A 14,879-nucleotide genomic window follows, 5' to 3' on the forward strand; every position below is an offset into this window, starting at 1 on the left:
CTGGGGCAAAAGTGAGAGCTAGGGCAAGTTTATTGGCGGCTATGTCATGGTAAAAAATACTCAGAGCAACTAAGTTTTAGCTAGGCTTCCAAGTTAGCAAGCTTGTTAGTTTCAATCATTAGCCAATAGTGTTACAAATGAATTAGCTCTTTTCGTTATTTATCTAACAGCATGACAAAGCAGCTGTTATTAGTTTAGATAACCAAAGTTAAAACTTAATTGTTAACGTTAGACACATACAGTACGCACAGGCCAACATAATGATGTTGACCATTATAAAAAACAGTGCCCGATACGGCATCCGTTACAGCGAACAGGTAGGTAATTTATGACAGCAATTTCTCACGTTTATAACTATACAGTCCGATGCCCTCATATAAAGGATCCTTCTCACCCAACCAGCTGGTTAAACCACATTGAAATTAACCGTTCATGTGAAATCGCTCTAGACAGAATCACTAAATGGCATGGCCATTCAGGCACTCGACTGTTTGAACATGAGGGTTGTGTTGTCAGAGAGGCGGAGCAAGAGCAAGCTTACTTTTCGATGAAGAATGACCGCCTAAAGGATGACATTCACGTACTGGTAACCTTCAAAGTCTTTATGGACAACAAAACCAAAGACACCTCAGTACAAGAGATCATGGAACATATCATTGACGATTATAAATCACGCTTAAGCAAACTTTAGTCATTAGCAGGCATGCTCTACTTTGGGGCATGCCGCTAACCACCTCTGATACAAACTACTATCGAGTTCACACTTCTAAACATTCATTTAGCCCCAAGTTCACAGTTTTCTCCCCCAAAAACCAGCAAATCACGCCTATAAAATCCCATACAGATTAAATAAAAGTGCTATTAATCAATAGAATAAAAACTTTAAAACCACTTTTAGCCAAAATTTTGCTAGAGAAAGAGCAAATTGCTGCTTTCATTACTCACTGCTACAATAACCTTATACAATGTGTTGTTACTTTTTTATTTTAAGGATAATTTAAGGTAAAAGTAAAATAACAAAAACAATAAGTTACAACCACCACCAATTCAACAACCTATTTTTCGATTATCACTATATTTAATTAAGGATTGTACACTTATGCATGAAATGGCAAATATTGTCATCGTCGGTGGTGGCGCTGGTGGAATGGAGATAGCCACCAAACTGGGTCATAAACTCGGTCGCAAAGGCAAGGCGAGAGTCACACTGATAGATTGTGCTGACAGCCATGTTTGGAAACCTTTATTGCACGAAGTAGCAACTGGCGCACTTGATATCGGCATTGACGCGATAAGCTATCGTGGTCATGCCGCTGCCCATGGTTATCACTTCCAACAAGGCGCGATGACAGATATCGATAGAGAGACTAAACAGGTTATTCTGGCCCCTATAACTGATGACAACGGTGAAGAGTTATTGCCTGCACGTCGTATTGATTACGATTATCTTGTTATTGCCATTGGTAGTATTGCCAATGACTTTAATATTGATGGTGTACGTGACAACTGCGTCTTTTTAGACAGCACAGAACAAGCAATGGAGATCCGCACCATTTTGCTAAACAAGTTCATGCGCTATGCAAGCCATCACCAACTGGATGAAAAAATTAAGATTGCAGTCGTGGGCGCTGGCGCAACGGGCGTTGAAATGTCAGCAGAGATGCACCACGCCGTTGACCAACTGCGAGGCTTTGGTTACAAAATTGATAGCACTCTCCTTGAGATCACCTTAATTGAAGCAGACAAACGTATTCTGCCAAAAGTAGAAAAAGCTGAGATATCAGAATCTGTCGCCAAAGAGTTAACCGCAATTGGGGTTAAGGTGATGACTGATACTCGGATTAATCAAGTGACCAGTGAAGGCTTACACACTTCTGAAGATGAATTCATTCCATCAGATATGGTGATTTGGTCTACCGGTGTAAAAGCGCCTGATTTTTTAAAAGAGATTGGTGGACTAGAGAGCAACCATATCAATCAAGTGATGGTGCAGCAGAACATGCAGACTACCCGCGATCCGGCTATTTTTGCTATTGGTGATTGTGCAGCTTGTCCGCAGGAAGATGGCAGCTGGGTGCCGCCAAGAGGCCAATCCGCTAGGCAAATGGCCTTGATGACCGCAGACAACATCATGTTGCTGCTTAATGGCAAAGCTGCATCAAATAACTATGTCTATAAAGACTTAGGCGCATTAGTTAACCTATCTAAATTCCACACTGTAGGTAACTTAATGTCATTTATTGGCGGTGGCGTGATGGTAGAGGGCAAGATTGCTCGCTTCGTTTACACCTCACTTTATAGAAGACACTTAATAGAGCTACATGGCCCAGTGAAAGGTACGCTTTTGATGTTTGCTAAAGGCATTAGCCGTATCATCCACCCACACCTCAAGCTGCACTAATCCGCCGTGGCATACTAGATCAAATTGAAAATTGCTGGCATAGTGCCAGCAATTATTTTTCAAGATGGTATTATACCAATCGTAGTAAATAACTGCTCAACCTAGCTTGTTAAAACACTCGATAACGTTGTTAGACATTTTGTTTGTAGAATAACTATTTATCGAAAATTACCGCCTAGTTCTCAAGCGTTTTTCCTGCGCTATCTCTGAACTCTTACTTACTGTGATTGGTATTAAGCTATGAAACGATCAACGCTTGCAATGACGATTATTGCAATTAGCATGCTCAGCGCCTGTGCAGAACTCAAAGACGCTGGTAATCAAATCGGTGCAACCACCAAAGAAGTCACCACCGAAATTGGTCATGCTAGCCGTGATGCCACTCGTGCAATAGGTCATGCATCCCGCGATGCGGTTAATTCAGTAAAAAATGACCTTAGCGAAGACGATACGCTATAAATAACCCTCAAATTAAGCCGCATTAGCACGCATACCATGCGGTACGGGCAACCCTTGCTCATTAACATGAACGAACACCATTTTGTCGATACTGACAATGGGGGCATGGGTGAGTTTATTACGCACTCTGCAAGATACTGTGATTGAGCTTGAACCATAACTTAATAAAGATAAGCCAAATTCGATCACATCCCCCTGCCTTGCTGGCGTCATAAAGTTCACCTCAGAAATCAACTTAGTCACATGACTTTGGCTCTGCATTTGGCAACCCGCAAAAATAGCGGCCTCTTCATCAATCCAACTCAAAAGCTGACCACCAAATAGGGAATTGGCAGGATTAAGATGTTCTGGCTTTATAAACCGTCGACTGTAAAACTTCATTTCTTTTACCTCAGCAACTGTAACGTTAAATACCTACAAAGTAGTAGCAATTAGTAAGCCAAAAATTAAAACCCTTAATTTCAATAACTAAGCAAAATAAGCTACTCCCCAAGTTATTCGTTTTGCACACTGCTGATGCAGCAGTGCACCAAAGTAGGTGAAAGGTATTAGGCGCGCCTCTAGTTAATCAGCAATAAAACTGACACAAAATCATCGCCATATCGTCATGCTTGTGCCCGACAATCACTGCGCCACAAACAAACCTCCTTTAAATAATACAAATTGACGGTGATGATAGTGATTAATATCAAAAAGATAGCGGCAATGGCCTCTTGCAGTCTGGTAACAATCGCAGCCAATGCTGCTGTACTGCCCAGCAATCAAACTGATAGCCAATGGTATAAAGACAGCGCAAAGTTAGTTAGCGATAAAACCCAACAAACAACAGCTAAAAAAGCTAAAAATGTGATTTTATTTGTCGGTGACGGCATGGGTGTTTCAACCTTAACTGCTGCGCGGATTTTTGAAGGGCAACAGCAAACAGGCAATCAAGGTGGCGAAGAGAACTTTTTAAGTTTTGAGCAGTTTCCAAAAACAGCATTGGTTAAAACCTACAACACTAACCAACAAACCCCAGACTCAGCTGGCACCATGACAGCGATTGTCACTGGCGTTAAATCTAAAGCAGGCGTGTTATCAGTATCAGACAATAGCCTGCGTGCGAACTGTCTATCTTCAAAAGGTAACGAGCTGATTACTTTAGTTGATCTGGCTAATGCCAAAGGTCTATCAACAGGGGTTGTCAGTACCGCCCGCATCACCCATGCAACGCCAGCCGCCGCTTACGCGACATCTCCTGAGCGTAATTGGGAAGCAGACTCTAATCTTCCAGCAGAAGCTATCGCGAATGAATGTAAAGACATCGCCTACCAACTAGTGATGCGCGATGAAGCGGATGCTTTAAGTGTGGCACTGGGCGGTGGTCGTCGTAACTTCATTCCAAACGATGTCACCGATGGCGAGAACAAAAGCGGTCGCCGCACCGATGGGGTGGATTTAACTGCAGCTTGGACTGACAACTTAAGCAACTCCGCCTACGTTTGGGATAAAGCCGGTTTTGATGCCATTGACGTAAGCACTACCGATCACCTATTGGGTTTATTTAACTCCTCTCATATGGAGTATGAGGCTGATAGAGCTGATGACACCGCCGGTGAACCGTCTCTGACTGAGATGACAAGTAAATCGATTGAGCTACTCAATAAGAACGAAGATGGCTATCTGCTTATCGTTGAATCAGGCCGAATCGATCATGCTCACCATTCAGGCAATGCTTATCGCGCCATGATGGACACGGTAGAGCTATCGAATGCAGTAAAAGCAGCTGTTGAAGCAACCGATCCAGAAGAAACACTCATTATGGTTACCGCTGACCATAGCCATGTATTTACTATCGCAGGCTACCCTAAGCGTGGTAATCCAATACTTGGTTTAGTCCACAATGTTGGTGGCGACTTGGCTATCGCACAAGATGGCAAACCCTACACGACTGTAGGTTACACCAACGGGCCTGGCGCAGTAGTTGGTATGCGTGATGATTTAAGTTCAGTAGATACCAAAGATAAAGATTTTATGCAGCAATCACTAGTGCCAATGAGCAGTGAAACCCATGCCGGCGAAGATATTACTTTGCATGCAACCGGTCCAGGCTCAGATCTTATCCAAGGCGTAATCGAGCAGAACGTTATCTTCCACATCATCAATCAAGCACAAACGCTAGGCGGTACTAAGTATTAATACCTAATAGGTCATTAATCAATTTCTGCTGACGCATTAAGTAAGTCAGCGATAGTACCCAACAATTGGAGTTAAAAATGAACAAGAAATTACTCGTACTTTCGATTGCAGCAATGCTTGGTTTAGCGGCTTGTGGCAGCGATGGGGATAACGGCGCAGATGGTAGTAACGGAAATGATGGCAGCAATGGTGGAAATGGTAGCAACGGCCAAGACTGGACCGCGGTTAATCAGTGGTTTATCGACGGCCAAGCTAGAGTCGCAAAAGCCGATGGCTTAACCGTTGAAAATCAAGCCGGGGCAGCTAAAAATATTATCCTATTTGTCGGCGATGGTATGGGCGTATCAACCGTCACGGCAGCGCGTATTTTAGAAGGACAATTGCAAGGACAAACCGGTGAAGAAAACTCACTATCGTTTGAGACCTTGCCTTACTTAGGCCTAGCTAAGACCTATAACGTCGATGGTCAAACCCCCGATTCAGCGGGCACCATGACGGCAATGGTTACTGGTGTAAAAACTGATGTTGGCGTGCTTTCGCAAGCAGAAGGTGTCAGCCGTGGCAACTGCGCTTCAACCGCAGGCCAAAATCTTGTCACCTCGCTTGAACTTGCGGCAATGGCTGGGTTATCTACGGGGGTGGTCTCTACAGCGCGCATCACTCATGCAACCCCTGCAGCAACTTATGCCCACGCCCCAGAGCGCAACTGGGAGAGCGATGCAGATCTACCCGCCGAGGCAGTAACAAATGGCTGTAAGGATATCGCTTCACAACTGCTCGATTTTGACTTTGGTAACGGACTTAATGTGGTCATGGGTGGAGGTCGACGCGCGTTTATTCCAAACACAATGACAGATCCCGAAGGAAAGTCTGGTAAACGCCTCGATAACCGAAACCTAACTGATGAGTGGTTAGCAAAGTACAACAACGCGGCTTACGTGACTGACAGAGACAGCTTCCTAACACTTGACCCAAGCAGCACAGATCATGCATTAGGTTTGTTTAACTCATCACATATGGAGTATGACTTTGATCGCACCACAAACGGCGTTACAGGCGAACCATCACTTGCTGAAATGACCGCCAAATCAATTGATATTTTGCAAAAGAATGACAAAGGATTTGTGCTTATCATTGAAGCGGGTCGTATCGACCACGCCCACCATGCGGGTAATGCAGCCCGTGCGTTACATGACACTATCGCACTGTCTGAAGCAGTGCGTATTGCGATGGAGAAAACCTCGAATAAAGATACATTGCTGATGGTCACGGCAGATCACAGCCACGTATTTACCATTGCGGGTTATCCAACTCGCGGCAACCCAATTCTAGGACTGGTAAAAGGCAACGGTGCAGACGGTCAACCTGCCATCACTAATGCTACAGACTCTAATGGCTTACCATACACGACTGTTGGCTACGCTAACGGCTTAGGCTATGCCAGCTTAGCAACGGGTGGCGATGAGCGATACGGCTACGCCGCGGCACCTGGTCGCTTCGATTTGAACTACGTTGACACCCAACATGCAGGTTTCCATCAAGAGGCACTTGTGCCACTAGGCAGCGAAACTCATGCAGGTGAAGATGTTGGCATATTCGCCAGCGGTCCTGGCTCACACCTTGTTCAAGGCACGGTAGAGCAAAACCACATCTTTCATGTAATGAACCACGCAGCAAGCTTAGTCGAAAAAGCTGAAGCGATGCAGCCGTAACTAAGCGTTCTTTAACAGAGATGATGTTACAAGCCACTGAACTCAGTCAGTAGTCAGTGGCTTTTTCACATAACTAAAATCATCTAAGCACGAGTACTAGATGCTCTAGGCTCGAGTATTAGCGGCCTTAGGCACAAGTAATACACAACAGTGTAAATCAGGATTCAGCCCCTTTAAGGAGTGAGCATGCAGTACCCATTAGGCTCTATACCATTATCGACACGCACTGCACTACTATTAGCTGGTGGCTTAATTAGTCAACTTTTCAGCTCAGCAGCTTATGCGACGCAATGCCAATCAGTAGAAACCACAATCGATGCGTCACATCTCAGTGCGCGCTATGCTGTTAGCAACAGTCATGGCGACAGTCGTGAAGTAACCTTGATACGTAATAAGCAACAGGTTATCTATCAACACAATCCACAAAGCTTCGAGTTGTGGGATAGCCGCGGAGAATATGTTCGCTATTTTCCTAATGAGCGTCGCTCTGTGAGTTACCGAAAAGGCGATCTGCTCTCGCTTAATATGCACTTCAATTTCGAGCAGTTAAACCACCTTATCTCTCCGGCGACGATTGAAGGCTTGCAGCAAACAGCGTTCAGTAACACAGACATGTCAGATACCTGTATCACCCAGCAATACACTGGAGAGCAATCAGGTCAAAAGCTCGTTGTAAGCTGGATTGATAAACTAGACCTACCGCGCTCTTTTGTGGTTAGTAATGCTAACGGCAGCATGCAGTATCAGCTGCTTGAGTTAACAGCTTTTCCAAGCAATGAGTTTAGCGCGCTGATCTCAGGCTACCAAGATATAGATTTTGCCGATGTCGGCGACAATGAGTCAGATCCGTTCATCGCTAAAATGATCCATCAGGGCTTTATCCAACATGGTAGTAGCGGTTTTTACGACAGCGAAGGCAACAAGCTTTCAGGCGGAGAAAGTGGCCATAAGCATTAATCTTTCGGGAAACTGCGAGGTAATCGACAAATAAAAAGCCCCTAGCTGTTAGGGGCTTTGTAATTATTCGAGCAGCACGTTAAGCAACGGGCATTAACTAACGCTGTAATATCACTTTAAGTTCGCGAATAAAGCTATCGATATCTGTACGAGATATATCAGCATGAGTGACTAAACGTAACGTTTGCCCGGCACTAATGAGTATGCCTTTCTGCTTAAGCTCGTTAGCAACAGCATTAATATCCATCTCGCCAACAACGGCAGCAAATACCATATTGGTCTGCACTAACGACAAATCAACATCAAAACAGCTAATTGCAGACAACTGCGACGCTAAGTAGCTAGCGTTATCATGATCTTCTGCTAATCGCTCAACTTGATCGGTCAATGCTAACTGTGCTGCAGCGGCCAAAATCCCTGCTTGGCGCATACCGCCACCTAATACTTTTCGCCAGCGACGGGCTTTTTTGATCAAGCGCTCATCGGCTAACAGTATTGAGCCAACAGGTGCACATAGCCCCTTTGATAAACAAATAGAAACAGAGTCGAAATATTGGGTAATATCAGTAATGGGCAAATTCTGTGCAACCGCAGCATTAGCCACTCGAGCGCCATCAAGGTGGATTTTTAGCCCCTTTTCAAACGCCAAACTCTGCGCTTGAGCTAAATAGCTTTGTGGCACAACTTTGCCACCAATTGTGTTTTCCAAACTCAATAATCGAGTACGAGCAAAATGGATGTCATCAGGTTTAATAGCAGCTTCAATATCAGTGAGCAAAATACTGCCATCAGCTTGGTTAGTTAATGGTTGCGGCTGAATGCTACCTAATACAGCTGCGCCACCACCTTCAAATTTATAGTTGTGCGCTTGTTGACCACACAGGTATTCGTCGCCGCGCTCACAATGACCCATTAAGGCTAATAAGTTGGCTTGAGTCCCTGATGAAGTAAATAATGCACCATCAAAACCGAACATTTCTGCAGCCATATCTTCAAGGTAATTTACGCTTGGATCATCACCATATACATCGTCTCCGACCTCAGCAACGCCAATAGCCGCGCGCATTGCCGCGGTAGGTTTAGTGACGGTATCACTGCGAAAATCTATCATTACTTACCTCATTCTCGATATTGTTTTTCGAACTCAATGGCCAATACTACTGTGCCTATGGCGCTAGCACCAGCACCAAATCAATAGATAGTTCAACAAATAAACAGCCCTTACAGCATGACAACTAAACTGTCTTTAACTTACACCAAGCAGAAAACACCTTACAGATAGCCATAATTGAGCATCATTAATATCATTCAACAAGTAAAGCCAAGGCAAAAAATTGCCACACACCCTATACGAGCCATTATTAATGACAAGTGACAAAATTCGAGCATTAGTTTTTGTAATGACAAAAAATAAATTTAATCACTATCTTTATTGGCCAAACAGGAGCAAAATCCGCTTCCTTTTAGTTAGCTAGTGCATCTTATGTTAGAAGTAAAAGTAATTAGTGCTTTGTGGCTCATCGGTATCTTAGCGGAAGCAATGACTGGTGCCCTAGCCGCCGGTAAAAAGCAGATGGATCTTTTTGGGGTAGTCATTATAGGCTGCGTCACCGCAATTGGTGGTGGTACGTTGCGCGATATGCTCCTGGGTAATTATCCGATTATATGGATTGAGAATGCCCACTATCTACTCGCGATTGCAGCTGCGTCGCTACTAACCGTGATGATCGCGCCTTTAATGCGTTATCTATCGCGATTATTTCTGGCGATCGATGCCGTTGGTCTAGCTGTATTTTCAATCGTAGGCGCACAAAAAACCTTAATGCTAGGTTACAGCGCAGAAATCGCGATCGTGATGGGCGTTGTTACAGGTGTATTTGGTGGCGTAATTCGAGATATTTTGTGTAATCAGGTACCACTTATTTTTAAGAAAGAGCTGTATGCATTGGTCGCATTACTGACAGCGGCACTCTATGTGGGAATGAAGCTCAATGGGATCACTGAATGGTTAAGCTTGACGATTGCGGTGCTGTTTGGCTTTAGCTTTAGAATGCTAGCGATTCGTTACCACTGGTCAATGCCCAAATTTGACTATCAATATCAGTCTGACAGCTCTCACTAGTATTCCCCCACAAAAAAGGCCAGCAATTGCTGGCCTTTCTTAACACAAACTACGATTAACTGGCAGGCGTCTCTTTCACATACAGATCCATCTGTGGGTATGGAATGCCAATTCCCGCTTCATCAAGTGCCACTTTAATTTGCTCAAGGATTTCGAAATGAGCAGGCCAGTAGTCACTGCCTTTAACCCATGGGCGAACGACAAAGTTTACCGATGAATCAGCAAGCTCAGCAACCGCTACGGTATAAGCAGGATCTTTAAGCACATACTGACTGTTATCTAATATTGAAGTCAGCACCTTCTTGGTTTCGGCAAGATTAGCGTCATACGACACACCAATCACTAAATCTAAACGGCGAGTTTCCATTGCCGAATAATTAACAATAGTGCCGTCCATCATTGCCGAGTTTGGTGCAATAATAACTTTATTATCTGGGGTAAGCAGTTTAGTTGAGAAGATAGTTATCTCGCTTACTGTGCCTGCAATTCCTGCTGCCTCTACATAGTCACCGACTCTGCAAGGACGGAACAACACCATCAATACGCCTGCTGCAAAGTTAGATAGCGAACCTTGTAGCGCTAAACCGACCGCTAAGCCCGCGGCACCAATGACTGCGACAAGAGACGCAGTTTGCACACCAATCTGTCCTAGCGTGGCAACAATGGTAAATACCAACACCAACGACCAAGCGATATTGCTAACAAATGAAGTCACAGTTTCATCAACTTTGCGTTTCTTAAGCAGTTTGGTGGTAAGCTTTTTTGCTACTCCAGCTAAAAATTTACCAATCACAAAAATAATTACTGCAAATAATATTTTCATGCCATAGGTGACTATCAGCTCTGGTGCTTGATCCATCAGACCTTGCAAGTTATCCATGTATATACTCCCTTAACTTTTAGTTTATATTTTAAAAAACAACGAAAAATTCAACTCTTCTATTTAGTGCACGACCACTCATGCTCTTGTTATCAGCAATAGGCTCGACACTGCCAACCCCTTTTACGTCAAATCGTGATGGCGCAAAATTAAATTCATCCACTAAAACTTGTTTAACATTGCTCGCTCGCATTAACGACAATGGCCGATTAAATGCCTCGTCTCCAACAGAGTCTGTATGACCCACTAACATTAAGCGCGCAGGAACACTCTCTAGCCATTCAGATATACGCTCAATAACAACTCTTTGACTAAATAAAATATCTGCTCTCGCAAAATCAAACTTAACCTGGTTGGACGATATTTGCGTACAGCTTTCAGGAAAGAAGCCACCGTTCAATGTCCGCAAGCACAAGTTAGTCATTGCAGCTTTTCGGGCGCAACCACTAGCATCGACTCTCAGCCCCGCTCTAGAATACTGGCAAGCATCTTTTTTATCGGGAACACCGTCGGCATCGCTATCGGGCCAGTTTTGGCAAACTGCATCATTAGCAGTCAATATATAAAACCCAACCAGCAAAACTAACCATCGCATATTGATAACCTTTGGCGGTAACCTAATAGCCGAGTTAACTAAGGTATATGTTAACTAACAAAAAACAAAAATACAGTTAAAAAACCAACATAATCACTACAATAATAGTCATTTTTTGTTATTTCACCCAACATAACACCTTTTAAACGCTGCGATGGTTTCCAGCGATTAGCCTAGCAATGCAAAATCCTACTTATGTGAGAAAATCGATGGGCTTATTGGATTAAGCATATTCATTGAAAGAGATGAATGGTTGCGGTCTATTTTCGTTGTTTAAATTTAGTGATAAGGCGATCTAGCTGATTTGCAAAGGCTTGACGCTCGCTTTGACTCATCGCAGCAGGGCCGCCGGTCTGCACACCACTGGCGCGCATGGTATCCATAAAATCACGCATATTTAAAATCGATTTGATATTTTGCTCGGTGTACAGTTCACCACGTGGATTTAGCGCTAAGCCACCTTTTTCTATTACTTCAGCTGCTAATGGTATATCCGCTGTAATTACCAAATCTCCAGCACTAAGTCGCTTAACAATCTCATCATCAGCAACATCAAAGCCTGATGAAACAGTCACCATCTTTATAAATCGTGAAGGTGGGATCCTAACGCTATGATTGGCGATCAGTATGGTTTCAATTTCGGCTCTATCAGCGGCGCGAAAAAGCGTTTCTTTAGTTACACCGGGACAAGCATCAGCATCAACCCAAACTTTCATAATATTCCTCAATTTAACACGCCGCAGCGGGCGAAAAACACCGCATCTATCAGTGAGGCCTCTAGTCCCCATCGCGAGTGCAGCACAAAATACTGCGTATTATAGCGCTAAACGACTCACTCCCCATAGCGGCTTATCGACCAAACAAGCTAATAGTGCATGCCATCATGTCGCTATTTTGGTATGTTAATCAGCAATTAAATCACCTTGAGAACTGAGTAATGTTTTCACCTGCAAGTTTTGATTTCCTAAATGAACTGTCAGTTAACAATGATCGTGAATGGTTTAAAGCAAACCAAACACGCTATGAGCTGCAAGTACGAACGCCAGCATTACAATTTATTGAAGCGATGCAGCCATCGATATTAGCGCTTTCACCTAGGTTGACCGCAGTGCCTAAAAAGGTCGGCGGCAGTATGATGCGCCCCCAACGAGACAGTCGTTTTAGCAAAGATAAAACACCTTATAAAACCAATGTCGGTATTCAGTTTCGTCATTTTCAGGGCAAAGATGTGCATGCCCCAGGTCTTTATTTGCATATAGCCAACGACGGCTGCTTTCTTGGCGCAGGTATTTGGCATCCAGAATCTAAAGCACTAAACGCGATACGCAGCTGTATTGATGAAAACCCTAATGGCTATAAAAAGGCTTTGAAAGCTTTAACTCAAGCTGGATTTAATATGGAGGGCAGTCAACTGATAAGGCCGCCAAAGGGCTACGATAAAAGCCATCCTATGTTAGAGGAGCTCAAGCGCAAGGATTTTATTGCTATTAAACCTATCTCAATAGAGCAAGTCTGCGCCGCAGACTTTGGCGAAATGTGCATAACTGAATTTGAACATTGTCAGCAGCTAATGCGTTACTTGTGCTTCTCGCTAGATTTAGATTATTGAGCTGTTACCTATTTGATCTCTCGACCACCGTTTTTTGCATTAAGCTGGTAGTTATTTTTATCAAAAAGCTAAGGTTATAACTCAGGCAAGAAGAGCAAAGCAGGCAAAATCGCTAACTCCCATCATACCATTGGCTAGCGATGCTAGATGGAGGCGTTTAACTTAATACTCTGCTACAATTGCGCCACTTTTTCTATGAGCCCTTTCAGGCTTCTGCGTCAGGCACATCTACATGGTCGAATCATCCACATCTTCAGCTAATGCATTTCAAGCACAGAGCAGTGCTCAGAAACGCGCATTGAGCTACAGCAATACAATTCATCAGCTATTTAATAGTGTCTTTGAGCAAGAAATGCCTGCTGACCGTATTGTTGGCGAATACTTTCGAGCTAATAAAAAGCATGGTTCTAAAGACCGACGTGTAATTAGAGAGAGCTTATTTGCCCTATTTCGCTGGTGGGGTTGGCTTAGAAAAGTGCATACCAGCACCGAGCAAGATGAAAGTTGGTTTGCCGCACTGGCCATGGTTGCCGAGTTAGAACAGCACAGCTGGAGTCAATTTAGTGAAGCTTGGCGAGAGTTCGCTAACCAATCTAACCAGTTCAGTATTGTTAGCAGTACAACAGCTATGCCGACGGTGGTAGATAAATGCCAATATGTACAGCAATCATTTACTGACATGGCATTTAACCCGCGGGATCTACTGCCATTATGGTTTTGGGACATTACCGATATTAATGCTATCGATGAACTGGCACTGATTGAAGCGATGAGCTCTCGCCCTCCAATATGGGGACGCGCACAGAACTGCACCGCTCAGCAACTGTGTACGCAACTGCAAAGCGAGAGTATCGAGGCTTCAACCAGCGAGTTTTTTAGTGATACGGTCAATCTCGGGCATAAAAGCATTAACCTCAATGGAATAAAAGCTTATCTTAATGGGCAGCTTGAGATCCAAGACTTGGGCTCGCAAGTGATTGGACAGATCTGTGCACCACAGTCTGATGATAATTGGTGGGACACCTGCAGTGGTGCTGGCGGTAAATCGCTACAACTACGTTCACTCATGCTTACTCAAGACGATAAAGGCTTAGGCTCTATAACGGCTTCTGATATCCGAAGAAAACCATTAGAAGAGCTTGGGAAGCGAGCAAAACGTGCAGGATTTAATGGTATATCAACCTCACCTTGGAAAGATGAATCTCTGCCTGTTGCAGCAGAAAGCTTTGATGGTGTGCTGGTTGATGCGCCTTGCAGTTGCACTGGAACTTGGCGACGCAACCCTGATATGCGTTGGCTCGATGATGTATCCGTGGTTAACGATAAACAAGCATTGCAGCTAGATATTCTCAGCCGTAGCGCAAAAGCTGTAAAACTCGATGGTCAATTGGTGTATGCCACCTGCTCGCTCTCCCCAGTCGAAAACGAACAGGTTGTTAAGCAGTTTCTTTCCCTGCACCCTCAATTTACTATCCAGCAGCTGAGCCATCCCTTTACCGGACGCGCTGCAACAATGCTAACCGTTTGGCCTCAAGATGCAGATACAGACGGTATGTTTGTCGCCAAAATGCGCCGAGTAAGCTAACGCATATCACAATAAGTCACACTAAAAAAACCGTGCAATGCACGGTTTTTTTATATCCCGCCCCAAAAGCGCTAGCTGTTGTCATTGCAGTGTCATATTCACTTTCTAATATCTATTTATCAGCAAAGCTCATGTGCAGCATGCACATGCAACCGTAAACGTTAGGGTTAAGTCGATGAGAAACACCTATGAGTTTGACCAGCAAGCCGAGTGGCACAATGACTTCGATGATAGTTTTATTGATGACAGTAAAAGCAAACGCTTAAAGCAGCGTAAAAAAGAGCAACGTAGCAATAATAAACGTTCGCCAATAGAAGCATTTTCTGAAGAGCATTTCATTAGCGAAAGTAGGCGCCGGTAAAAATGGCATTTTGAGGCTGA

15 protein-coding genes are annotated in these 14,879 nt (G+C 44.0%); 10 read left to right on the plus strand and 5 right to left on the minus strand.

What is annotated here, in order from left to right; genetic code table 11:
• The first annotated feature begins 328 nt into the window (after positions 1–328).
• From K5R16_RS01985 to K5R16_RS01995, 3 genes are all read left to right on the plus strand, one after another.
• On the plus strand, positions 329–691 hold the full coding sequence (locus K5R16_RS01985; RefSeq protein WP_220735882.1) for a cytoplasmic protein: 363 nt from the start codon (positions 329–331) through the stop codon (positions 689–691).
• A gap of 408 nt (positions 692–1,099) precedes the next feature.
• Positions 1,100–2,401, plus strand: coding sequence for an NAD(P)/FAD-dependent oxidoreductase (locus K5R16_RS01990; protein WP_220735883.1), 1,302 nt, complete (start codon positions 1,100–1,102; stop codon positions 2,399–2,401).
• Positions 2,402–2,641: 240 nt separating this feature from the next.
• Positions 2,642–2,860 (plus strand): hypothetical protein, encoded by a 219-nt coding sequence (locus K5R16_RS01995; protein ID WP_220735884.1) that lies wholly within the window; start codon positions 2,642–2,644, stop codon positions 2,858–2,860.
• A gap of 12 nt (positions 2,861–2,872) precedes the next feature.
• Here K5R16_RS01995 and K5R16_RS02000 read toward each other — a convergent pair whose 3' ends face one another.
• Positions 2,873–3,241, minus strand: coding sequence for an acyl-CoA thioesterase (locus K5R16_RS02000; RefSeq protein ID WP_220735885.1), 369 nt, complete (start codon positions 3,239–3,241; stop codon positions 2,873–2,875).
• Between the two features lie 291 nt (positions 3,242–3,532).
• On the opposite strand from K5R16_RS02000, the gene K5R16_RS02005 reads away from it, so the two are divergent.
• The 3 genes from K5R16_RS02005 to K5R16_RS02015 all read left to right on the plus strand — a co-directional run bounded on the left by K5R16_RS02005 (position 3,533) and on the right by K5R16_RS02015 (position 7,707).
• A complete protein-coding gene (locus K5R16_RS02005) occupies positions 3,533–5,038 on the plus strand; it encodes an alkaline phosphatase (RefSeq protein WP_220735886.1) in 1,506 nt (501 codons plus the stop codon).
• A 77-nt stretch (positions 5,039–5,115) separates the two neighbouring features.
• A complete protein-coding gene (locus tag K5R16_RS02010) occupies positions 5,116–6,750 on the plus strand; it encodes an alkaline phosphatase (protein WP_220735887.1) in 1,635 nt (544 codons plus the stop codon).
• 186 nt (positions 6,751–6,936) lie between these two features.
• Complete coding sequence (locus tag K5R16_RS02015; protein WP_220735888.1) at positions 6,937–7,707, plus strand: hypothetical protein; 771 nt, start codon at positions 6,937–6,939, stop codon at positions 7,705–7,707.
• A gap of 97 nt (positions 7,708–7,804) precedes the next feature.
• Here the strand turns inward: K5R16_RS02015 and ltaE are convergent, their stop codons facing one another.
• On the minus strand, positions 7,805–8,818 hold the full coding sequence (ltaE, locus tag K5R16_RS02020; RefSeq protein WP_220735889.1) for a low-specificity L-threonine aldolase: 1,014 nt from the start codon (positions 8,816–8,818) through the stop codon (positions 7,805–7,807).
• 372 nt (positions 8,819–9,190) lie between these two features.
• Here ltaE and K5R16_RS02025 point away from each other — a divergent pair, with 372 nt between their 5' ends.
• Positions 9,191–9,829, plus strand: a complete 639-nt coding sequence (locus K5R16_RS02025) for a trimeric intracellular cation channel family protein (protein WP_220735890.1) — start codon at positions 9,191–9,193, stop codon at positions 9,827–9,829.
• A gap of 55 nt (positions 9,830–9,884) precedes the next feature.
• Here the strand turns inward: K5R16_RS02025 and K5R16_RS02030 are convergent, their stop codons facing one another.
• The 3 genes from K5R16_RS02030 to K5R16_RS02040 all read right to left on the minus strand — a co-directional run bounded on the left by K5R16_RS02030 (position 9,885) and on the right by K5R16_RS02040 (position 12,020).
• Positions 9,885–10,709, minus strand: a complete 825-nt coding sequence (locus tag K5R16_RS02030) for a mechanosensitive ion channel family protein (protein WP_220735891.1) — start codon at positions 10,707–10,709, stop codon at positions 9,885–9,887.
• Between the two features lie 31 nt (positions 10,710–10,740).
• Positions 10,741–11,304, minus strand: coding sequence for an OmpA family protein (locus K5R16_RS02035; RefSeq protein WP_220735892.1), 564 nt, complete (start codon positions 11,302–11,304; stop codon positions 10,741–10,743).
• Positions 11,305–11,564: 260 nt separating this feature from the next.
• The gene (locus K5R16_RS02040; protein ID WP_220735893.1) at positions 11,565–12,020 is read right to left on the minus strand and encodes a YaiI/YqxD family protein; all 456 of its coding nucleotides are present in this window, start codon (positions 12,018–12,020) and stop codon (positions 11,565–11,567) included.
• Between the two features lie 221 nt (positions 12,021–12,241).
• Here K5R16_RS02040 and K5R16_RS02045 point away from each other — a divergent pair, with 221 nt between their 5' ends.
• The 3 genes from K5R16_RS02045 (at position 12,242) to K5R16_RS02055 (ending at position 14,859) form a co-directional block, all read left to right on the plus strand.
• Positions 12,242–12,913 carry a DUF2461 domain-containing protein gene (locus tag K5R16_RS02045; RefSeq protein ID WP_220735894.1) on the plus strand — a complete coding sequence of 224 codons (672 nt, stop codon included), beginning with the start codon at positions 12,242–12,244 and terminating at the stop codon, positions 12,911–12,913.
• A gap of 232 nt (positions 12,914–13,145) precedes the next feature.
• Complete coding sequence (locus tag K5R16_RS02050) at positions 13,146–14,498, plus strand: RsmB/NOP family class I SAM-dependent RNA methyltransferase (protein ID WP_220735895.1); 1,353 nt, start codon at positions 13,146–13,148, stop codon at positions 14,496–14,498.
• A gap of 175 nt (positions 14,499–14,673) precedes the next feature.
• Positions 14,674–14,859: a hypothetical protein gene (locus K5R16_RS02055; protein ID WP_220735896.1), complete on the plus strand. Its 186-nt coding sequence runs from the start codon at positions 14,674–14,676 to the stop codon at positions 14,857–14,859.
• Positions 14,860–14,879 lie beyond the last annotated feature (20 nt).

The organism is Shewanella sp. c952, from assembly GCF_019654975.1.
In the GTDB taxonomy this organism is placed as follows: domain Bacteria; phylum Pseudomonadota; class Gammaproteobacteria; order Enterobacterales; family Shewanellaceae; genus Shewanella.

Excerpts from the sequence above, each read along its gene's own strand:
- K5R16_RS01985 (WP_220735882.1), top strand. The coding sequence starts at position 329 with ATGACAGCAATTTCTCACGTTTATAACTATACAGTCCGATGCCCTCAT.
- K5R16_RS01990 (WP_220735883.1), top strand. The coding sequence starts at position 1,100 with ATGCATGAAATGGCAAATATTGTCATCGTCGGTGGTGGCGCTGGTGGA.
- K5R16_RS01995 (WP_220735884.1), top strand. The coding sequence starts at position 2,642 with ATGAAACGATCAACGCTTGCAATGACGATTATTGCAATTAGCATGCTC.
- K5R16_RS02000 (WP_220735885.1), bottom strand. The coding sequence starts at position 3,241 with ATGAAGTTTTACAGTCGACGGTTTATAAAGCCAGAACATCTTAATCCT.
- K5R16_RS02005 (WP_220735886.1), top strand. The coding sequence starts at position 3,533 with ATGATAGTGATTAATATCAAAAAGATAGCGGCAATGGCCTCTTGCAGT.
- K5R16_RS02010 (WP_220735887.1), top strand. The coding sequence starts at position 5,116 with ATGAACAAGAAATTACTCGTACTTTCGATTGCAGCAATGCTTGGTTTA.
- K5R16_RS02015 (WP_220735888.1), top strand. The coding sequence starts at position 6,937 with ATGCAGTACCCATTAGGCTCTATACCATTATCGACACGCACTGCACTA.
- ltaE (WP_220735889.1), bottom strand. The coding sequence starts at position 8,818 with ATGATAGATTTTCGCAGTGATACCGTCACTAAACCTACCGCGGCAATG.
- K5R16_RS02025 (WP_220735890.1), top strand. The coding sequence starts at position 9,191 with ATGTTAGAAGTAAAAGTAATTAGTGCTTTGTGGCTCATCGGTATCTTA.
- K5R16_RS02030 (WP_220735891.1), bottom strand. The coding sequence starts at position 10,709 with ATGGATAACTTGCAAGGTCTGATGGATCAAGCACCAGAGCTGATAGTC.
- K5R16_RS02035 (WP_220735892.1), bottom strand. The coding sequence starts at position 11,304 with ATGCGATGGTTAGTTTTGCTGGTTGGGTTTTATATATTGACTGCTAAT.
- K5R16_RS02040 (WP_220735893.1), bottom strand. The coding sequence starts at position 12,020 with ATGAAAGTTTGGGTTGATGCTGATGCTTGTCCCGGTGTAACTAAAGAA.
- K5R16_RS02045 (WP_220735894.1), top strand. The coding sequence starts at position 12,242 with ATGTTTTCACCTGCAAGTTTTGATTTCCTAAATGAACTGTCAGTTAAC.
- K5R16_RS02050 (WP_220735895.1), top strand. The coding sequence starts at position 13,146 with ATGGTCGAATCATCCACATCTTCAGCTAATGCATTTCAAGCACAGAGC.
- K5R16_RS02055 (WP_220735896.1), top strand. The coding sequence starts at position 14,674 with ATGAGAAACACCTATGAGTTTGACCAGCAAGCCGAGTGGCACAATGAC.